At 66.9% G+C, this 18686-nt stretch carries 31 protein-coding genes; all 31 read right to left on the reverse strand.

What is annotated here, in order from left to right; genetic code table 11:
* Positions 1 to 56: 56 nt before the first annotated feature.
* The 31 genes from ACZ51D_RS14290 to ACZ51D_RS14440 all read right to left on the reverse strand — a co-directional run bounded on the left by ACZ51D_RS14290 (position 57) and on the right by ACZ51D_RS14440 (position 18626).
* A complete protein-coding gene (locus ACZ51D_RS14290) occupies positions 57 to 1079 on the reverse strand; it encodes a DNA-directed RNA polymerase subunit alpha (protein ID WP_030055844.1) in 1023 nt (340 codons plus the stop codon).
* Positions 1080 to 1224: 145 nt separating this feature from the next.
* Positions 1225 to 1632, reverse strand: a complete 408-nt coding sequence (gene rpsK, locus ACZ51D_RS14295; RefSeq protein ID WP_030232513.1) for a 30S ribosomal protein S11 — start codon at positions 1630 to 1632, stop codon at positions 1225 to 1227.
* 72 nt (positions 1633 to 1704) lie between these two features.
* Entirely contained in the window at positions 1705 to 2085 is a 381-nt protein-coding gene (gene rpsM / locus ACZ51D_RS14300) for a 30S ribosomal protein S13 (RefSeq protein ID WP_360495035.1), read from the reverse strand.
* Positions 2086 to 2261: 176 nt separating this feature from the next.
* Positions 2262 to 2375 (reverse strand): 50S ribosomal protein L36, encoded by a 114-nt coding sequence (gene rpmJ / locus ACZ51D_RS14305; protein WP_003956441.1) that lies wholly within the window; start codon positions 2373 to 2375, stop codon positions 2262 to 2264.
* A 33-nt stretch (positions 2376 to 2408) separates the two neighbouring features.
* On the reverse strand, positions 2409 to 2630 hold the full coding sequence (gene infA / locus ACZ51D_RS14310) for a translation initiation factor IF-1 (RefSeq protein ID WP_003956442.1): 222 nt from the start codon (positions 2628 to 2630) through the stop codon (positions 2409 to 2411).
* Between the two features lie 194 nt (positions 2631 to 2824).
* Entirely contained in the window at positions 2825 to 3250 is a 426-nt protein-coding gene (gene mscL / locus ACZ51D_RS14315) for a large conductance mechanosensitive channel protein MscL (protein ID WP_465662434.1), read from the reverse strand.
* A 142-nt stretch (positions 3251 to 3392) separates the two neighbouring features.
* On the reverse strand, positions 3393 to 4232 hold the full coding sequence (gene map, locus ACZ51D_RS14320; protein WP_465662435.1) for a type I methionyl aminopeptidase: 840 nt from the start codon (positions 4230 to 4232) through the stop codon (positions 3393 to 3395).
* A gap of 117 nt (positions 4233 to 4349) precedes the next feature.
* Complete coding sequence (locus ACZ51D_RS14325; RefSeq protein WP_360495026.1) at positions 4350 to 5003, reverse strand: adenylate kinase; 654 nt, start codon at positions 5001 to 5003, stop codon at positions 4350 to 4352.
* Positions 5003 to 6313, reverse strand: a complete 1311-nt coding sequence (gene secY / locus ACZ51D_RS14330; protein WP_360495023.1) for a preprotein translocase subunit SecY — start codon at positions 6311 to 6313, stop codon at positions 5003 to 5005. Before secY ends, ACZ51D_RS14325 begins: the two co-directional genes overlap by 1 nt.
* A 326-nt stretch (positions 6314 to 6639) precedes the next feature.
* Positions 6640 to 7092 carry a 50S ribosomal protein L15 gene (rplO, locus tag ACZ51D_RS14335; protein ID WP_360495020.1) on the reverse strand — a complete coding sequence of 151 codons (453 nt, stop codon included), beginning with the start codon at positions 7090 to 7092 and terminating at the stop codon, positions 6640 to 6642.
* 2 nt (positions 7093 to 7094) lie between these two features.
* On the reverse strand, positions 7095 to 7277 hold the full coding sequence (gene rpmD, locus ACZ51D_RS14340; RefSeq protein WP_030055835.1) for a 50S ribosomal protein L30: 183 nt from the start codon (positions 7275 to 7277) through the stop codon (positions 7095 to 7097).
* Entirely contained in the window at positions 7277 to 7897 is a 621-nt protein-coding gene (rpsE, locus tag ACZ51D_RS14345) for a 30S ribosomal protein S5 (RefSeq protein ID WP_030393306.1), read from the reverse strand. Before rpsE ends, rpmD begins: the two co-directional genes overlap by 1 nt.
* 48 nt (positions 7898 to 7945) lie before the next feature.
* Complete coding sequence (rplR, locus tag ACZ51D_RS14350; RefSeq protein WP_030280785.1) at positions 7946 to 8329, reverse strand: 50S ribosomal protein L18; 384 nt, start codon at positions 8327 to 8329, stop codon at positions 7946 to 7948.
* A gap of 3 nt (positions 8330 to 8332) precedes the next feature.
* Positions 8333 to 8872 carry a 50S ribosomal protein L6 gene (gene rplF / locus ACZ51D_RS14355; RefSeq protein ID WP_030055832.1) on the reverse strand — a complete coding sequence of 180 codons (540 nt, stop codon included), beginning with the start codon at positions 8870 to 8872 and terminating at the stop codon, positions 8333 to 8335.
* Positions 8873 to 8894: 22 nt separating this feature from the next.
* Entirely contained in the window at positions 8895 to 9302 is a 408-nt protein-coding gene (rpsH, locus tag ACZ51D_RS14360) for a 30S ribosomal protein S8 (protein ID WP_033824224.1), read from the reverse strand.
* 266 nt (positions 9303 to 9568) lie between these two features.
* A complete protein-coding gene (locus ACZ51D_RS14365) occupies positions 9569 to 9754 on the reverse strand; it encodes a type Z 30S ribosomal protein S14 (RefSeq protein ID WP_030055830.1) in 186 nt (61 codons plus the stop codon).
* Positions 9755 to 9758: 4 nt separating this feature from the next.
* Positions 9759 to 10328, reverse strand: coding sequence for a 50S ribosomal protein L5 (gene rplE, locus ACZ51D_RS14370; protein ID WP_030393302.1), 570 nt, complete (start codon positions 10326 to 10328; stop codon positions 9759 to 9761).
* Positions 10328 to 10639, reverse strand: a complete 312-nt coding sequence (gene rplX / locus ACZ51D_RS14375) for a 50S ribosomal protein L24 (RefSeq protein WP_030055828.1) — start codon at positions 10637 to 10639, stop codon at positions 10328 to 10330. Before rplX ends, rplE begins: the two co-directional genes overlap by 1 nt.
* A gap of 15 nt (positions 10640 to 10654) precedes the next feature.
* Positions 10655 to 11026 (reverse strand): 50S ribosomal protein L14, encoded by a 372-nt coding sequence (gene rplN / locus ACZ51D_RS14380; RefSeq protein WP_030393301.1) that lies wholly within the window; start codon positions 11024 to 11026, stop codon positions 10655 to 10657.
* A gap of 102 nt (positions 11027 to 11128) precedes the next feature.
* Complete coding sequence (gene rpsQ / locus ACZ51D_RS14385; protein WP_030055826.1) at positions 11129 to 11401, reverse strand: 30S ribosomal protein S17; 273 nt, start codon at positions 11399 to 11401, stop codon at positions 11129 to 11131.
* The gene (gene rpmC / locus ACZ51D_RS14390; protein WP_049649042.1) at positions 11401 to 11625 is read right to left on the reverse strand and encodes a 50S ribosomal protein L29; all 225 of its coding nucleotides are present in this window, start codon (positions 11623 to 11625) and stop codon (positions 11401 to 11403) included. The genes rpsQ and rpmC overlap by 1 nt, the downstream gene beginning before the upstream one ends.
* Positions 11625 to 12044 (reverse strand): 50S ribosomal protein L16, encoded by a 420-nt coding sequence (gene rplP, locus ACZ51D_RS14395; RefSeq protein ID WP_030055824.1) that lies wholly within the window; start codon positions 12042 to 12044, stop codon positions 11625 to 11627. The genes rpmC and rplP overlap by 1 nt, the downstream gene beginning before the upstream one ends.
* Positions 12045 to 12049: 5 nt before the next feature.
* A complete protein-coding gene (gene rpsC / locus ACZ51D_RS14400; RefSeq protein WP_030393298.1) occupies positions 12050 to 12874 on the reverse strand; it encodes a 30S ribosomal protein S3 in 825 nt (274 codons plus the stop codon).
* Positions 12874 to 13221: a 50S ribosomal protein L22 gene (gene rplV / locus ACZ51D_RS14405; protein ID WP_033824229.1), complete on the reverse strand. Its 348-nt coding sequence runs from the start codon at positions 13219 to 13221 to the stop codon at positions 12874 to 12876. The genes rpsC and rplV overlap by 1 nt, the downstream gene beginning before the upstream one ends.
* Positions 13222 to 13271: 50 nt before the next feature.
* On the reverse strand, positions 13272 to 13553 hold the full coding sequence (gene rpsS / locus ACZ51D_RS14410; RefSeq protein ID WP_030055821.1) for a 30S ribosomal protein S19: 282 nt from the start codon (positions 13551 to 13553) through the stop codon (positions 13272 to 13274).
* An 11-nt stretch (positions 13554 to 13564) separates the two neighbouring features.
* A complete protein-coding gene (rplB, locus tag ACZ51D_RS14415) occupies positions 13565 to 14401 on the reverse strand; it encodes a 50S ribosomal protein L2 (RefSeq protein ID WP_188306762.1) in 837 nt (278 codons plus the stop codon).
* 43 nt (positions 14402 to 14444) lie between these two features.
* Complete coding sequence (gene rplW / locus ACZ51D_RS14420; RefSeq protein ID WP_030055819.1) at positions 14445 to 14765, reverse strand: 50S ribosomal protein L23; 321 nt, start codon at positions 14763 to 14765, stop codon at positions 14445 to 14447.
* Positions 14765 to 15442 carry a 50S ribosomal protein L4 gene (gene rplD, locus ACZ51D_RS14425; RefSeq protein WP_360495016.1) on the reverse strand — a complete coding sequence of 226 codons (678 nt, stop codon included), beginning with the start codon at positions 15440 to 15442 and terminating at the stop codon, positions 14765 to 14767. Before rplD ends, rplW begins: the two co-directional genes overlap by 1 nt.
* Before the next feature lie 4 nt (positions 15443 to 15446).
* The gene (rplC, locus tag ACZ51D_RS14430) at positions 15447 to 16094 is read right to left on the reverse strand and encodes a 50S ribosomal protein L3 (protein WP_360495013.1); all 648 of its coding nucleotides are present in this window, start codon (positions 16092 to 16094) and stop codon (positions 15447 to 15449) included.
* A 14-nt stretch (positions 16095 to 16108) separates the two neighbouring features.
* The gene (rpsJ, locus tag ACZ51D_RS14435) at positions 16109 to 16417 is read right to left on the reverse strand and encodes a 30S ribosomal protein S10 (protein WP_012785157.1); all 309 of its coding nucleotides are present in this window, start codon (positions 16415 to 16417) and stop codon (positions 16109 to 16111) included.
* Between the two features lie 397 nt (positions 16418 to 16814).
* Positions 16815 to 18626, reverse strand: a complete 1812-nt coding sequence (locus ACZ51D_RS14440) for a hypothetical protein (protein WP_465616173.1) — start codon at positions 18624 to 18626, stop codon at positions 16815 to 16817.
* Between the last annotated feature and the right edge of the window lie 60 nt (positions 18627 to 18686).

Raw genomic sequence — 18686 nt, forward strand, 5'->3', positions numbered from 1 at the left:
ACGACTTTCACGACAGCGGAGGCGGTTCCGGAGAACCGCCCCCGCGGTCAAGTCTCTCAGTACTGCTCGGTCTCCGCGTAACCCGCGTCGTCCAGGTCGTCGGCGCCGAAGGCGTCGGCGGCGGCGGTCGGGTCGAACCCGGGCGGGCTGTCCTTGAGGGCCAGGCCCATGCCGGCCAGCTTCGCCTTGACCTCGTCGATCGACTTCGCACCGAAGTTGCGGATGTCGAGCAGGTCGGCCTCGGAGCGGGCGACGAGCTCACCCACGGTGTGGATGCCCTCGCGCTTGAGGCAGTTGTACGACCGAACGGTGAGCTCCAGCTCCTCGATCGGCAGCGCCAGGTCGGCGGCCAGGGCGGCGTCCGTCGGGGACGGGCCCATGTCGATGCCCTCGGCGTCGATGTTCAGCTCGCGGGCGAGGCCGAACAGCTCCACCAGGGTCTTGCCGGCCGAGGCCATGGCGTCGCGCGGACGCATGGCGGGCTTGGTCTCGACGTCGACGATCAGCTTGTCGAAGTCGGTCCGCTGCTCGACACGGGTGGCCTCGACCTTGTAGGTGACCTTCAGCACGGGGCTGTAGATCGAGTCGACCGGGATGCGGCCGATCTCCTGGCCGGAGGCCTTGTTCTGGACGGCGGAGACGTAGCCGCGACCGCGCTCGACGGTCAGCTCCATCTCCAGCTTGCCCTTGCCGTTGAGCGTGGCGAGGACCAGCTCGGGGTTGTGCACCTCGACACCCGCCGGCGGGGCGATGTCGGCGGCGGTGACGACACCCGGGCCCTGCTTGCGCAGGTACATCACGACCGGCTCGTCGTGCTCCGAGGAGACGACCAGCTGCTTGATGTTGAGGATGAGGTCGGTCACGTCCTCCTTGACGCCCGGCACGGTGGTGAACTCGTGCAGGACGCCGTCGATGCGGATGCTGGTGACAGCGGCACCCGGGATCGACGACAGGAGCGTGCGGCGAAGCGAGTTGCCGAGGGTGTAGCCGAAGCCCGGCTCCAGCGGCTCGATCACGAACCGCGAGCGGAACTCGTCGACGACCTCTTCGGTCAGCGAGGGGCGCTGAGCGATAAGCATGGGGGCGTTCCTCCAGTTGTCTTCGGCACCCACTATTTGATGCCGACAGGACCAAGCGTACGGGCTCCCGAAAGCAGTGACTATTCACTACGTGGGAGCCCGTACGAGGTTTAAAACAGAACCCAGCGTGCCCGAAGGCGCTGCGTCAGACGCGGCGGCGCTTCGGCGGACGGCAGCCGTTGTGCGGGGTGGGGGTGACGTCCTGGATCGAGCCGACCTCCAGGCCGGTGGCCTGGAGCGAACGGATCGCGGTCTCGCGGCCGGAGCCCGGACCCTTCACGAAGACGTCAACCTTGCGCATGCCGTGCTCCTGCGCGCGACGGGCAGCGGCCTCGGCGGCCATCTGCGCGGCGAACGGGGTGGACTTGCGCGAGCCCTTGAAGCCGACGTGGCCGGCGGAGGCCCAGGAGATCACGTTGCCCGCGGGGTCGGTGATCGAAACGATGGTGTTGTTGAACGTGCTCTTGATGTGCGCGTGGCCGTGAGCGACGTTCTTCTTTTCCTTGCGGCGGATCTTCTTCGCGCCGGCAGCCTGACGACCCTTGGGGGGCATAAGTCTGTTCTCCTACTGAGGTGGTCGGTCCGCTGACCCGCGGGCCGGAGGGATGTCCGGTGACGGGACGGACTACTTCTTGCCCGGCTTCTTCTTGCCGGCGATCGCGCGACGCGGGCCCTTGCGGGTACGCGCGTTGGTGTGGGTGCGCTGGCCGCGGACCGGCAGGCCACGGCGGTGACGCAGACCCTCGTAGCAGCCGATCTCGACCTTGCGGCGGATGTCGGCGGCCACCTCACGGCGGAGGTCACCCTCGACCGTGTAGTTGGCGTCGATGTACTGGCCGAGCTTGATCAGGTCGTCCTCGGAGATGTCGCGAACGCGGACATCCGGGCTGACACCGGTCTCGGCGAGGGTCTGCTGGGCGCGGGTACGGCCGATGCCGTACACGTACGTAAGGGCGATCTCGATCCGCTTCTCACGGGGGAGATCAACGCCGGCGAGGCGTGCCATTCAAGGCTCCTGTGGTTCTTCAGAGGTCTTGCGTGCTACCTACTCCGACACCTCACGGTGAGGGAGCCCCGGCCTCTTACCGGGGGCGGCAGTCCGTCCGCGAAGGGACGGATCGGGTAGCCCGCTTATGACGTTTTCGCGTCGCGCGAAGTACTACGAGAAATGCTGGAGAGCGATCAGCCCTGGCGCTGCTTGTGGCGCAGGTTGTCGCAGATCACCATGACCCGGCCGTGACGGCGGATCACCTTGCACTTGTCGCAGATCTTCTTGACGCTCGGCTTGACCTTCATGCTTCAGGTTCTCCGGGTCTAGATCTGACGTTCTTACTTGTAGCGGTAGACGATCCGGCCGCGCGTGAGGTCGTAGGGGCTGAGCTCCACGACGACCCGGTCGTCCGGCAGGATGCGGATGTAGTGCATGCGCATCTTGCCACTGATGTGCGCGAGGACCTTGTGACCGTTCTGCAGCTCGACCTTGAACATCGCGTTCGGAAGAGACTCGATCACGGTGCCCTCGATCTCAATGGCGCCTTGCTTCTTAGCCATGAACTGCGAGATCCACCTTCCGGGACCGGCTACCGTATGCGGAACGCTCGTGCGAACCTGGGTTCACCCCGTCCCCGAGGGGAAGAGGGCGCGCTGAAGCACGCTACGAGTGAGCCGACGGTCCATCCTACGCCAGCGTTTCCGGTGGACCAAAACGGGGGCCCCGGAAAGCGGCACCCGTCACACCGGCGGCGTCAGACCCCGGCGGAGAGCGTCAGCGGCTGGACGTGCGCGGTGCAGGCCGAGCAGCGGCGGGCGGCCTCGGGGATCTCGGTGAGGCACTCGGGGCACGGGCGCTTGGGGGCCTTCGGCTTCTTCGGCAGGTAGCGCGCGGTCGCCTTGGTGATCGGCAGCACCACGCAGAAGTAGAGCACCGCGGCGGTCATGACGAAGGCGATCAGGACGTTGAGGAACTGGCCGTACGGGAAGGTGACCCCGGCCACCGTCGCCTTGTACGAGCTGAAGTCGCCGGCCGCACCGACCACCACGCCCACCAGCGGGGTGAGGAAGGCGGACACGAAGCCGGTCACCACCCCGGTGAACGCGGCACCGATGACCACACCGACCGCCATGTCGATGACGTTGCCGCGCATCATGAAGTCGCGGAATCCCTTGAGCACGTGCTCACTCCTGCATCGCTCGTAAACCGGTCGGGCGGCAGCTGACCACTGCCAGTCGATAAAAATAGGACAAAAGCCCTGGAGGTCCAAACCTCCAGGGCTCTGATCCCTTGTCAGCAGCGGCGCTCGGGCGCCGCGACGACTACGCGAGCGGGTCCGGAGCTGCGGTGATGCCCAGCTTGGCCAGTTCGGCCCGGCCTCCGTCGAAGGCGGTCAGGACCAGCGGGCCCTGCTCGGTCACGGCCACCGAGTGCTCCCAGTGCGAGGCCCAGGTGCCGTCGTTGGTGACGACCGTCCACTCGTCGTCCAGGACGGTCGTGTGCGGGGTGCCCAGCGAGACCATCGGCTCGATCGCCAGCACGGTGCCGGGGACCAGCTTGGGGCCCTTGCCGCGGCCGCGCTCGACGTAGTTCAGCACGTGGGGCTCCATGTGCATCGCGGTGCCGATGCCGTGGCCGCCGTAGCCCTCGGTGATACCCCACTTGCCCTTCGGCGGCAGCGGCTGGCGGCGGATGAAGCCCTCGATCGCCTTGGAGACGTCGACCAGGCGGTTGTTCTTCTTCATCTGGGCGATGCCGGCCCACATCGAGCCCTCTGTGACCCGGCTCAGCATCTCGACCTCGGGGCGGACCTCGCCGACCGCCACGCTGATCGCCGCGTCGCCGTGCCAGCCGTCCAGGATGGCGCCGCAGTCGATCGAGATGAGGTCGCCCTCCTGCAGCACCCGCTCGCCCGGGATGCCGTGCACGACCTCGTTGTTCACCGAGGCGCAGATCACGCCGGGGAACCAGAGACCGCCGTGGTTGGCGCGGAAGTTCGAGGTGGCGCCGTGGTCGGTGATGACCTTGTCCGCGATGTCGTTGAGCTCCTGGGTGGTCACCCCCGGAGCGACCGCCTCGCGGCAGGCCTTGAGGGCCTCGGCGACGACCAGCCCGGCCGCTCGCATCTTCGCGATCTGCTCGGGGGTCTTGATCTCCACCATCTGGTCACGCCTTCCAAGTCCGGATTACCACTGCCCTACCACCGTACGACGCCGAAACGGCCGGGCCACCCGCTGGGCGGGCGACCCGGCCGTACCGTCGTACGTTCGCCGAGAGACTCAGCTGTCCTGCTTCAGCGCCTCGATCGCGCGGGCGGTGACCTCGTCCACCTTGCCGAGGGCCGGGATGGTCACCAGGAGACCCTGCTCCTTGTAGTAACCGATGATCGGCTCGGTCTCGGTGTGGTAGACCTCCAGGCGCGTACGCACCTTGTCCTCGGTGTCGTCCGAGCGCTGGTACAGCTCGCCGCCGCACTCGTCGCAGACGCCCTCGGCCTTCGGCGGGTTGTAGTCCACGTGAAAGACGTGGCCACCGTCGTTGCGGCACAGGCGACGGCCCGCGATCCGCTTGACGACCTCGTCCTCCGGGACCTCCAGGTCCAGCACGCCGTCCAGCTTGATGCCCTGCTCGGCGAGGAACTCGTCGAGCGCCTCGGCCTGGCCGAGGTTGCGGGGGAAGCCGTCCAGCAGGAAGCCGTTCACGGCGTCCTCCTGGAGCATGCGGTCCTTGGCCATCCCGATGGTGACCTCGTCCGGTACCAGACGGCCCGCGTCCATGTAGCTCTTGGCCTCGAGCCCCAGCGGGGTGCCCTGACCGATGTTGGCGCGGAACAGGTCTCCGGTGGAGATGTGGGGAATGGACAGGGTCTTGGCGAGCAGGTGCGCCTGAGTACCCTTCCCGGCCCCGGGAGGACCAACGAGGACGATACGCATCAGCGGAGGAACCCTTCGTAATTGCGCTGCTGGAGCTGGCTCTCGATCTGCTTCACAGTTTCGAGTCCGACGCCGACGACGATGAGCACACTGGTGCCGCCGAACGGGAAAGCGGTCTGCTGTCCGAAGGCGACCAGGGCGATCATCGGGATCAACGCGATCAGGCCCAGGTAGAGCGAACCCGGCCACGTGATTCGGGTCAGCACGTAGTTCAGGTACTCGGCCGTCGGCCGGCCGGCCCGGATGCCCGGGATGAACCCACCATACTTCTTCATATTGTCGGCAACTTCTTCGGGGTTGAAGGAGATCGCGACGTAGAAGAAGGCGAAGAAGACGATCAGCAGGAAGTAGGTCGCCATGTAGATCGGGTGGTCACCCTTGACGAAGTTCGTCCGGATCCACGTGGCCCAGCCCGCCTGGCTGTTGGTCAGCTGGACCACCAGGGCGGGAATGTAGAGCAGCGACGAGGCGAAGATGACCGGGATGACACCGGCCTGGTTCACCTTGAGCGGGATGTAGGTCGAGGTGCCGCCGAACGCCCGGCGGCCGATCATCCGCTTCGCGTACTGGACCGGGATCCGGCGCTGGGCCTGCTCGACGAAGATGACCAGCATCACGACGATGATGCCGACCGCGACCACGGAGAGGAACTCGACCCAGCCGCCGCCGATGGTGCCGCCGGTCTTGATCGCCCACATCGAGGTCGGGAACTGCGCCGCGATCGAGGTGAAGATCAGCAGCGACATGCCGTTGCCGATGCCGCGGTCGGTGATCAGCTCACCCAGCCACATGATGACCGTGGTGCCGGCCGTCATCGTGAGGACCATGACCGCGATCCGGAACACTCCGGTGTCCGGGACGATCTGGTTGGCCACCGGGCAGCCCGAGAACAGCGCGCCACTGGAGGCCGTCGCGACGATGCCGGTGCCCTGGAGCACGGCGAGCGCGATGGTCAGGTAGCGGGTGTACTGGGTGATCTTCGCCTGGCCGGCCTGGCCCTCCTTCTTCAGCATCTCCAGTCGCGGGATCACGACGGTGAGGAGCTGGAGGATGATGCTCGCCGTGATGTACGGCATGATGCCGAGCGCGAAGATCGTCAATTGGAGGAGCGCGCCACCGCTGAACAGGTTGACGAGCCCGAAGAGGCCGTTGTTCTTTGTCGCCTTCACACACTCGTTCACGGCCGTGAAGCTCACGCCGGGGATCGGAATGTGCGAGCCCAGCCGGAACAGCACCATGATGCCCAGCGTGAACAGCAGCTTCTTGCGCAGGTCGGGCGTCTGGAACGCCCGCGCGAACGCACTGAGCACGGTGCCTCCTGCGCCTCCCGCACGTCGTCGGCGGGAGGGTCGGTCCTGAATGGGGAGTTTGCGGTTCGGGCTCCCGTACAGACGGCACAGGCGAGCCTACGCGCAGCCTACAAGGGAACTCCACGGACTCTAACAGTGCGCGGCCACTCGGAAGAAGCGCGTACGGCCCCTCCCCCACTCACGGGGTACGGGATGCCCGGGTTTGCCACACAAAAGAACGAGCACCCGGCCGTCCGGAACCGAACGGTCCCGCACGGCCCGGGAACGGCACGAGCCCCGCACCTCCCGAAGGAGGTGCGGGGCTCGAAGCCGGAGTGTCAGCGGGCTCAGATGAGCTCGTTGACCGTACCGCCGGCGGCCTTGATCTTCTCGGCGGCGGTGCCGGAGACGGCGTCCACCGAGACCTGCAGGGCAACCGAGATCTCGCCGGTGCCGAGCACCTTGACGAGCGAGTTCTTGCGAACCGCGCCCTTCTCGACGAGACCCTCGACGGTGACCTCTCCACCCTGCGGGTAGAGCTCGGCCAGCTTGTCGAGGTTGACCACCTGGAAGGTGATCTTGAAGGGGTTCTTGAAGCCCTTCAGCTTCGGCAGGCGCATGTGGAGGGGCATCTGGCCACCCTCGAAGCGCTGCGGAACCTGGTAGCGGGCCTTGGTGCCCTTGGTACCACGACCAGCGGTCTTACCCTTGGAGCCCTCACCACGACCGACACGGATCTTGTCGGTCTTGGCACCAGGGGCGGGACGCAGGTTGTGGATCTTGATCGGGTTCTCGCCCATGATCAGTCCACCTCCTCAACCGTCACCAGGTGACGGACCGTGTGGGCCATCCCGCGGATCTCGGGACGGTCCTCCTTCACCACGACGTCGTGCATGCGCTTGAGACCAAGCGAACGCAGGGTGTCACGGTGGTTCTGCTTGCTGCCGATGTACGACTTGGTCTGCGTGATCTTCAGGCGAGCCATCAGGCGCTCACCCCAGCAGCACGCGCCCGCAGCAGAGCAGCGGGGGCCACGTCCTCCAGCGGCAGGCCACGACGAGCGGCGATCTCCTCGGGGCGCACGAGGCCCTTCAGAGCAGCCACGGTGGCGTGCACGATGTTGATCGCGTTGTCCGAGCCGAGCGACTTCGACAGGATGTCGTGGATGCCGGCGCACTCCAGGACGGCGCGCACCGGACCACCGGCGATAACACCGGTACCGGGGGCGGCGGGCTTCAGGAGCACGACGCCGGCGGCCTTCTCACCCTGGATGGGGTGCGGGATGGTGCCCTGGATACGGGGGACCTTGAAGAAGTTCTTCTTGGCCTCCTCAACACCCTTGGCGATGGCGGCCGGAACCTCCTTCGCCTTCCCGTAACCAACACCCACGGTGCCATCGCCATCGCCCACCACGACCAGCGCGGTGAAGGAGAAACGACGACCACCCTTGACAACCTTGGCGACACGGTTGATCGCGACGACGCGCTCGACGTAAGCGGTCTTCTCGACGGCGGGGGCGTTGCCCCGGTCGTCACGCTTACGGTCACGCCGCTCGCCACCGGTGCCGCCGCCGGCGCCGCTACCGCGGCGCTGGGGTCCAGCCATTGGAATTACCTCTCTCGATTACGTCCGCCGACAGAGTCGACGAGCGGCTTAGAAGTCGAGCCCGGCCTCGCGGGCCGCGTCCGCCAGGGCGGCGATGCGGCCGGCGTACCGGTTGCCCGCGCGGTCGAAGACGACCGACTCGATGCCGGCGGCCTTGGCGCGCTCGGCGACCAGGCTCCCGACCTTCTTGGCCAGCTCGGTCTTGTCGCCCTCGGCGCCCTTGATGGACACGTCGAGGGTGGACGCCGACGCCAGGGTGTGACCCTTGGCGTCGTCGATGACCTGGGCGACCATGTGACGGTTCGAGCGCGTCACGACGAGACGCGGACGCACCTCGGTGCCGACGACGCGCTTGCGAACGCGGATCGCGCGGCGCTTGCGAGCGGCGCTCTTGTAGGCGTTGCCCTTGCCGATCTTGACAGAGACACTCATCGCTTACTTACCACTCTTTCCGACCTTGCGGCGGATGACCTCGCCCGCGTACTTGACACCCTTGGCCTTGTACGGGTCGGGCTTGCGCAGCTTGCGGATCTTCGCGGCGACCTCGCCGACCTTCTGCTTGTCGATGCCGTCCACGTGGAACTTGGTGGCCGACTCGACGACGAAGGAGATGCCCTCGGGCGCCTCGACGAGGATCGGGTGGCTGTAGCCCAGCTGGAACTCCATGTCGGAGCCCTTCGCCAGAACTCGGTAGCCGACACCGCTGATCTCCAGCGACTTGCGGTAGCCCGCGGTCACGCCGGTGATCATGTTCGCCACCAGCGTGCGGGAAAGGCCGTGCAGGGCCTTCGACAGACGCTCGTCGTTGGGGCGGGTGACGAGCAGCGTGCCGTCCTCGCCCTTACCGATCTCGATCGGCGCGGCGACGACGTGGGTGAGGGAGCCCTTCGGGCCCTTCACCGAGACCGCCTGGCCATCGATGGTGACGTCCACGCCAGCGGGGACCTGGATGGGCAGCCGTCCAATGCGCGACATTGCTGTACCTCCGTTTCCCGAATTACCAGACGTAGGCGAGGACTTCTCCGCCTACGCCCTTCTTGGCGGCCTGCTTGTCGGTCAGGAGGCCGGAGGACGTGGAGATGATCGCCACGCCCAGGCCGCCGAGAACCTTCGGCAGGTTGGTGGACTTTGCGTAAACGCGCAGACCCGGCTTGCTGATGCGCTTGATGCCGGCGATGGAGCGCTCACGGTTGGGGCCGAACTTGAGCTCGATGGTCAGCTTCTTGCCGACCTCGCCCTCGACGGGCTCCTCAACCTTGTAGGAGGAGATGTACCCCTCCTGCTGCAGGATCTCGGCGACGTGCGCCTTGATCTTGCTGGCCGGCATCGCCACGGTGTCGTGGTACGCCGAGTTCGCGTTACGCAGACGCGTGAGCATGTCTGCGATGGGGTCGGTCATGGTCATGATGGCCTCAGGCCTCTCTCGCCGCGGTTTCTCCGCGCCAGGTCCCCCTCCCGCACTCTTCCGAGTGCGGTAGGGGCACAAGCGCAGGGGACCTGCGACGTCGTAAGACTGGGTGCGAGCCCTCCGTAAAGGGCCACGAACATCCATGGGGAAGCCGTGGCAGGGGGCCCGACCCCACTACCTTACGGGAATCCGTACGGCAGGCCCAAAACGGGCCGGTGTGGGATCGGGCACCTCTGCTTCGCTGGGTGCCTAAAGCGCCTGGATTACCAGGAGCTCTTGGTCACGCCCGGCAGCTCGCCGCGGTGCGCCATCTCACGGAGGCAGACACGGCACAGGCCGAACTTGCGGTACACCGAGTGCGGACGGCCGCAGCGCTGGCACCGGGTGTAGGCCCGGACGCCGAACTTCGGCTTGCGCTCGGACTTCGCGATGAGGGACTTCTTCGCCATTGGCTCACGCCTCCTTGAACGGGAAGCCCAGAGCACGCAGGAGCGCCCGGCCCTCGTCGTCGGTCTGAGCGGTGGTCACGACGGTGATGTCCATACCGCGCTGACGGTCGACCTTGTCCTGGTCGATCTCGTGGAACATAACCTGCTCGGTCAGACCGAAGGTGTAGTTGCCACGGCCGTCGAACTGCTTCGGGGAGAGGCCGCGGAAGTCGCGGATTCGCGGCAGGGCCAGCGAAACCAGACGGTCCAGGAACTCCCACATGCGGTCACCACGGAGGGTGACGTGCGTGCCGATCGGCTGGCCCTCGCGCAGCTTGAACTGCGCGATGGACTTGCGAGCCTTGGTCACGGCCGGCTTCTGACCGGTGATCGCGGTCAGGTCGCGGATCGCGCCCTCGATCAGCTTGCTGTCACGGGCGGCCTCGCCGACACCCATGTTGACGACGACCTTGACCAGGCCGGGCGTCAGCATGACGTTCTCGTACGAGAACTGCTCCTGCAGCTGACCCTTGATCTCGGAGTTGTAACGCTCCTTGAGACGGGGGGTCACCTTCTCAACAGTCGTCTCAGACATCAGATGTCCTCACCGGTTCGCTTGGCAACGCGGATCTTGTTGCCCTCGTCATCGAAGCGGTAGCCAACGCGGGTGACGACCTTCTTGCCGTCCTTCTCCACGACCAGCTGGACGTTGGAGACGTGCACCGGGGCCTCGACGGTGACGATGCCACCCTGAGTGCCCGGGCCCGGCTTGGTGTGCTTCTTGACCCGGTTCACACCCTCGACCAGGACCTTGTTCTCGGCGGGCATGGCCTGGATGACCTTGCCCTGCTTGCCGCGGTCCTTGCCGGTGATGACCTGAACCAGGTCACCCTTCTTGATCTTCATGCTGTTCGCCATGAGTTAGAGCACCTCCGGCGCAAGCGAGATGATCTTCATGAACTTCTTGTCACGCAGCTCGCGGCCCACCGGGCCGAAGATGCGGGTACCACGGGGGTCACCATCGGTGTTCTTCAGAACGACCGCGGCGTTCTCGTCGAAACGGATGTACGAGCCATCCGGACGACGACGCGACTTCACGGTACGGACGACGACGCACTTGACGACGTCACCCTTCTTCACCGAACCGCCGGGGATCGCGTCCTTGACGGTCGCGACGATGACGTCCCCGATGCCGGCGTAGCGGCGACCGGAACCACCGAGAACGCGGATGCAAAGGATTTCCTTCGCGCCCGTGTTGTCGGCGACACGCAGTCGCGACTCCTGCTGGATCACAGCTTTCTCCTGATCGTCAACGAGAGCTGACGGGCCGGCCGCTGCTCACACCAGCGCCCACGAGGGGCCTGGTGCACATACGGCCGTACCGCATCAACTTCGTTACTTGGCCTTCTCGAGGATCTCGACGACGCGCCAGCGCTTCGTCGCGGACAGCGGGCGGGTCTCCGCCAGGAGGACCCGGTCGCCGATGCCGCAGGCGTTCGCCTCGTCGTGCGCCTTCAGCTTGTTCGTACGGCGGATGACCTTGCCGTACAGAGCGTGCTTGACGCGGTCCTCGACGGCGACGACGACGGTCTTGTCCATCTTGTCGCTGACGACGAGACCCTCACGGGTCTTGCGGAAACCGCGCGTCTCGTTGGTGTTCTCAGTCATCAGGCGCTCTCCACCGTCTCGATGCCCAGCTCGCGCTCGCGCATCAGGGTGTAGATCCGCGCGATGTCCTTACGGACGAGCTTGAGCCGTCCGTGGTTGTCGAGCTGCCCGGTCGCCGCCTGGAAGCGGAGGTTGAACAGCTCCTCCTTGGCCTCACGGAGCTTGGCAACGAGACCCTCGTTGTCCAGCTCGCGGAGGTCAGCAGCCTTGGTGCCGGCCGACATCAGCTCTCACCTGCCTCGCGCCGGATGATCCGGCACTTCATCGGGAGCTTGTGAGCAGCGCGGGTCAGCGCCTCACGAGCCACCTTCTCGTTGGGGTACGACAGCTCGAACATGACCCGACCCGGGTGCACGTTCGCGATCCACCACTCGGGCGAACCCTTACCGGAACCCATGCGGGTCTCGGCCGGCTTCTTGGTGAGCGGACGGTCCGGGTAGATGTTGATCCAGACCTTGCCGCCACGCTTGATGTGACGGGTGACGGCGATACGAGCGGACTCGATCTGCCGGTTCGTCACGTAGGCCGGGGTGACGGCCTGGATGCCGTACTCGCCGAAGGCGAGCTCGGTGCCACCCTTGGCAGCGCCACGGCGCTTCGGGTGGTGCTGCTTGCGGTGCTTGACCCGACGGGGGATCAGCATTGGGGTCAGGCCTCCGTTCCGGTGTTCTCGGCAGCCGGAGCCTCGGCGACCGGGGCCGCGGGGGCCTCGGAAGCGGCGGGGCGACGGCCACGGCCACCGCGCTCGCCACCACGGCGCTCGCCACCGCGGGCGGGACGACCACCCTCGGGACGGGCCGGGCGGTTGCCCGAGCGGGCAGCGGCGTTCTCAGCGCGGACCTCGGCGATGTTCTTGACGTCGCCCTTGTAGATCCAGACCTTCACACCGATGCGGCCGAAGGTCGTCTTGGCCTCGAAGAAGCCGTAGTCGACGTTCGCGCGCAGGGTGTGCAGCGGCACACGGCCCTCGCGGTAGAACTCCGAACGGCTCATCTCGGCGCCGCCGAGACGACCGGAGCACTGGACCTTGATGCCCTTGGCGCCGGACTTCATGGTGCCCTGCATCGACTTGCGCATGGCACGGCGGAACGACACGCGGGAGGACAGCTGCTCCGCGACGCCCTGAGCCACGAGCTGGGCGTCCAGCTCGGGGTTCTTGACCTCGAGGATGTTCAGCTGGACCTGCTTGCCGGTCAGCTTCTCGAGGTCGCCGCGGATGCGGTCGGCCTCGGTGCCACGGCGACCGATGACGATGCCGGGGCGAGCGGTGTGGATGTCGACGCGGACGCGGTCGCGGGTGCGCTCGATCTCGACCTTGGAGATGCCGGCGCGCTCCATGCCCTTCGTCATCATGCGACGAATGGCAACGTCTTCCTTGACGTAGTCCTTGTACAGCTTGTCGGCGTACCAGCGGGACTTGAAGTCCGTGCTGATGCCGAGGCGGAACCCGTGCGGGTTAACCTTCTGGCCCATTACCGGGTCCCTTCCTTGCTGCTGACGACCACGGTGATGTGGCTGGTCCGCTTGCGGATCCGGTAGGCACGGCCCTGGGCGCGCGGACGGAACCGCTTCAGGGTCGGACCCTCGTCAACGTACGCCTCGCTGATGACGAGGTCGTCCACGTTGTTGTGGTTGTAGTTGTGCACGGCGTTGGCAATGGCGCTGTCGAGCACCTTGCCGACCGGCACGGTGGCGGCCTGCGGAGCGAAACGCAGGACCGCCTGGGCCTCCGTGGCGTTCAGGCCACGGATGAGGTCCACCACGCGGCGGGCCTTCATGGGCGTGACGCGGATGTACCGCGCCTGGGCCCTGGCTTCCATGGTTGTCCCCTTGCTGGTGTAAGTCATTGAGTCGGTAATCTCGCTGGCGACTAGCGACGCTTCGACTTGCGGTCGTCCTTGACGTGACCGCGGAACGTGCGCGTCGGCGCGAACTCGCCGAGCTTGTGGCCGACCATCGACTCGGTGACGAACACCGGGACGTGCTTACGGCCATCGTGCACCGCGATCGTGTGGCCGAGCATGGCCGGGAAGATCACGGAGCGACGGGACCAGGTCTTGATGACGTTCTGGGTACCCGCCTCATTCTGCGCGTCCACCTTCTTGAGAAGGTGGCCGTCGATGAAGGGGCCCTTCTTGAGACTGCGCGGCATCTGACCTGCTCCTAGCGCTTCTTGTTGGTCTTGCGGCGGCGCACGATGAGAGCGTCCGACGCCTTCTTCGGGCGACGGGTACGACCCTCCTTCTGGCCCCACGGCGAGACCGGGTGGCGGCCACCAGAGGTCTTACCCTCACCACCACCGTGCGGGTGGTCGATCGGGTTCATGGCGACACCACGCACGGTCGGGCGGACGCCCTTCCAGCGCATACGGCCGGCCTTGCCCCAGTTGATGTTCGACTGCTCGGCGTTGCCGACCTCGCCGACGGTCGCGCGGCAGCGCGCGTCGACCAGGCGGATCTCACCGGAGGGCATGCGCAGGTGCGCCATCTTGCCCTCACGCGCCAGCAGCTGGATGCCGGACCCGGCGGAGCGGGCCAGCTTGGCACCGCCACCGGGACGCAGCTCCACCGCGTGGATGGTGGTACCGACCGGGATGTTGCGCAGCGGCAGGTTGTTGCCCGGCTTGATGTCGGCGCCAGCGCCGTTCTCGATCCGGTCACCCTGCGCGATGCCGCGCGGCGCGATGATGTAGCGCTTCTCGCCGTCCAGGTAGTGCAGGAGCGCGATGCGCGCGGTGCGGTTCGGGTCGTACTCGATGTGAGCGACCTTGGCCGGCACGCCGTCCTTGTCGTGACGACGGAAGTCGATCACGCGGTAGGCGCGCTTGTGGCCGCCACCCTGGTGGCGAGCGGTGATCCGACCGGCGTTGTTACGGCCGCCCTTGCTGTGCAGGGGGCGAACCAGCGACTTCTCCGGCGTGGACCGCGTGATCTCTACGAAGTCGGCCACGCTGGAGCCACGACGGCCCGGCGTAGTCGGCTTGTACTTGCGGATGCCCATTTGGCTCTCTCGTCCTCGTCCTTATCGACGATCACGATCTCCGTTAGGAGACCGGACCACCGAAGATGTCGATGCGGTTGCCCTCGGCCAGCGTCACGATGGCGCGCTTGGTGTCCTTGCGCTTGCCAAAGCCCGTCTTGGAGCGCTTGCGCTTGCCCTGACGGTTGATCGTGTTGACAGCCTCGACCTTGACCGAGAAGACCGCCTCGACGGCCTGCTTGATCTGGGTCTTGTTGGCGCCCGGCGACACGATGAACGTGTACTTGTTCTCGTCGAGAAGGCTGTAGCTCTTCTCGGAGATGACCGGCTTCACCAGGACGTCACGGGGGTCCGTGAACGTCTTGCTCGTGATCTCTGCAGCCATCAGGCGGCGCTCCCTTCGAGCTCGCCCTCAGCAGCCACGGCCTTGGCGGACGCGGCCGGACCGGCCACGAAACGCTCGAAGGCGGCCTGGGTGAAGACCACATCGTCGGAGACGAGCACGTCGTAGGTGTTCAGCTGACCGGCGTCCAGGATGTGCACGTGCGGCAGGTTGCGGGCGCTCTTCAGACCCAGCTCGTCGGCACGCTCGACGACGAGGAGGATGTTCTTGCGCTCGGTGATCTTGCCGAACAGACCCTTGGCGGCCTTGGTCGACGGCGCCTCGGTCGCGGTCACGTCGGTGACGACGTGAATGCGGTTGTGGCGGGCCCGGTCGGTGAGCGCACCGCGCAGGGCGGCGGCGATCATCTTCTTCGGGGTCCGCTGCGAGTAGTCACGCGGCACGGGACCGTGCACGACGCCACCGCCGGCGAACTGCGGCGCACGGGTCGAGCCCTGACGGGCGCGGCCGGTGCCCTTCTGGCGGTACGGCTTCTTGCCGCCACCGCGGACCTCGCCACGAGTCTTGGTCTTGTGGGTGCCCTGACGGGCCGCAGCGAGCTGCGCCACGACGACCTGGTGCATCAGCGGAACGCTGACCTTCGCGTCGAAGATCTCGGCCGGCAGCTCGAGGCTGCCGGTCTTGTCGCCCGAGGGCGACAGGATGTCAATGGTGCTCATATCCTCACAGCCCCTTCGCCGCGGTGCGGACGAGGACGAGGCCGCCGTTCGGGCCCGGGATTGCGCCCTTGATCAGGAGCAGCCCCTTCTCCGCGTCAACGGCATGGATGGTCAGGTTCTGGGTGGTCACACGCTCGTGGCCCATCCGGCCGGCCATCCTCACGCCCTTGAACACGCGACCCGGGGTGGCGCAGCCACCGATCGAGCCGGGCGAGCGGTGCTTGCGCTGCACACCGTGACCGGCGCCGAGGCCCCGGAAGTTGTGGCGCTTCATGACACCGGCGAAGCCCTTGCCCTTGGAGGTGCCGGTCACGTCGACCTTGACACCCGCCTCGAACAGCTCCGCGGTGATCTCCTGGCCGAGGGTGTACTCGGAGGCGTCCGTGGTACGGAGCTCGACCAGGTGGCGGCGGGGGGTGACACCGGCCTTGGCGAAGTGGCCCGCGAGGGGCTTGTTCACCTTGCGGGGGTCGATCTCGCCGAAGCCGATCTGGACGGCGTCGTAGCCGGCCGGGCTGTCGGCGGTGTGGACCTGGGTCACGACATTGGGCCCAGCCTTGACGACGGTCACCGGGACAACCCGGTTGTTCTCGTCCCAGACCTGGGTCATGCCGAGCTTCTCGCCCAGGATGCCCTTAATCTGCTTAGCCATCTTCGGTGCGCCTCTCAGAGCTTGATCTCGATGTCGACGCCAGCCGGCAGGTCGAGACGCATCAGCGAGTCAACCGTCTTCGGCGTGGGGTCGAGGATGTCGATCAGACGCTTGTGAGTGCGCATCTCGAAGTGCTCGCGCGAGTCCTTGTACTTGTGCGGCGAGCGGATGACGCAGTACACGTTCTTCTCAGTGGGCAGCGGCACCGGGCCTGCGACCTGCGCACCAGTACGGATCACCGTCTCGACGATCTTCTTCGCCGAGGAGTCGATGACCTCGTGGTCGTAGGCCTTGAGCCGGATGCGGATCTTCTGTCCCGCCATGGCTACTCAGTAGTCCTTCTGTCTAATTGCTTCTCGACTTCCCTCCGACCCCCGCGCTCGGGCGTGTCGCACTCGCGCTTGTAAAAAACCGGCGAAATAACTCGTCGGTTTAGAACTTCTGGGGTGGGGGGTGCCGGATTGAGGCCCCGCACACGCTTCCCGGAAGATTCCCGTACTTTCGCCCCGCAGCTGCCGTGGCGTAGAACTCACGCTTGACGGCCATCACGGGAACGACGAGTAGGTGGGACTCGCTTCCAGTCCTCCCGGCGGGAGGCGCGCAGCATCGGCACTCAACCGAGCAACTTGGACATACTGCCACATGGAGCAGCCCGGATGCCAATCGGGGCCGGTGAGGTGATCCTCACCGGCCCCGACGGTCACCCGATGGTGGGTCGTGTCAGTTCTTGGGCGGACGTCCGCAGGTGACGTCCACGTCCGTCGCCGTGGTGTTGGCGCACCAGAGCCTCGGCTGGTCCGGAACGAAGGTGTACTCGCTCAGGTCCATGTTGATCGGGTTGCAGGCCTGCTTGCCCTTGTAGGGCGAGTACTTGGGGCACTGCCCGTCGTCGAGCTGCTGCAGGTGGGCGCGGAGCGCGTCCAGGCCCATGTCCTCGACGCCCGGGTTGGTGGACGGCATGAAGCGGTTGGCCGACCAGGAGCCGCCCATGGTCGCGAACAGGGCGAGCGCGCACACGAGGCCGGCGGCCAGCTGCGACATCACCCGCGGCGAGATCCGCGCGGCCCGGGCCGGGGCCACCTCGCGCAGCGTGCCGCGGATCCAGCCGAAGCCGCGCTCGTACGTCAGCATCACGCCCATGACGGCCAGGATGATCAGGCAGTAGAAGATGATCCAGGTCGTCCGCGGGTACAGCTGGACGGCCTGGTTGTGCTCCATGTGCGAGGCGAACCAGAAGCGCATCAGCCAGGCGCCGGCGAGGACGAAGCCCGCGGTGCGGACCACCATGCTGCGCAGGCCCACGCCGACGCCGATGCCCACGCCGACCAGCAGGAGCACACCGAAGCCGGTCTGCCCGGCGATGTCGCCCTCACCCGGCCAGTTGTGGTAGCTCAGGGTGCCGGAGCGGTCCGAGGCCCAGCCCATGACGTAGGCCGGGTCGATGTAGGTGTTGATGTAGGCGTACCGGTCCATCGTGGAGGCGCCGAGGCGGACCAGCTGGTACAGCAGCGGGGCGCCGATCACACCGGCGGTGACCAGCATGGTGGCGAGGAAGACCAGCGCGCGCTTGAGGGCGGTCCGGCCGCGGCGCCACGGGAAGAGCATCAGGACGAGGATGAACGAGCCCGGCGCCGCCCACAGGTACCAGCCCGAGTACCAGAGGAACATCACGCCGAACGCGGCGCCGAAGCCGAGGCCGCGCAGCACCGCCGAGCGGGTCGAGAGCTCGCCGGACCGGCGGATCTCCCGGAAGCAGGCCGCCAGCAGCGGCAGCAGCACCAGCATGGAGCCGTGGCTGTACGGACGGATCGGGTCGAGGAACACGATCGACGCCGGCACCGCGATCGCCATCGCCCAGAACGGGCGCAGCAGCATCCGCCAGGAGAGGTAGGCCATCGGCCCGACCAGCGCGCTGAGGATCAGCTGCAGGTCCTTGAGCGCGTGGCCCACGCCGGGGATGCCGTGGTGGAAGAGCTTGGCCCAGAGGGCGAGCAGGGCGGGGAACAGCGGCGGGTACACCCCGGGCAGGCCGTGGCCGCGCATCATGTCGTTGGCCATGCCCATGAGGTTGCCGGGGTCGCCCTCCTGGCCGCCGAGGCCCCAGGGGGTGCCGTGCAGGGCGACCACGACGCCGCCGGCCACGACGCCGGTGCCCAGGCCCGCCACCGCGGCGCACGCCAGCCGCTGCGCGACCTGGTAGTAGCGCAGCGTCCCGCGGTAGGCGAGCAGCAGCAGCACCGCGAGGACGGGGATGCCGAGGAGCGCCGCGTACTGCTGGATCTTGGCGAGGCCGCTGACCTGGCCGATCCGGGTGGTCGGGTTGACGCTGATGTGCGTGCACAGCAGCATGAAGCCGAGCGCGACGCCGACGCTGACCAGGCCTTCCGCCAGCGGGAGGACCCAGCGCTTCTCGGTCCACCGCGAGAAGCGGTCGCCCGGCCGGCCGGTCGGTGACCCGTCGGAGGACGCCGTGGTCGACGCGTCGGGCGCGCCGGCACGGCCGCCGACAACGTCCGGGGCCAAATCCGTCATGTCTCTTCGCTTCCGTGAAGCGGCGCAGTGCCGCGGGTCGGACCGTCTCGCCGGATGGGG

Source organism: Kitasatospora sp. NPDC033851, assembly GCF_055576085.1.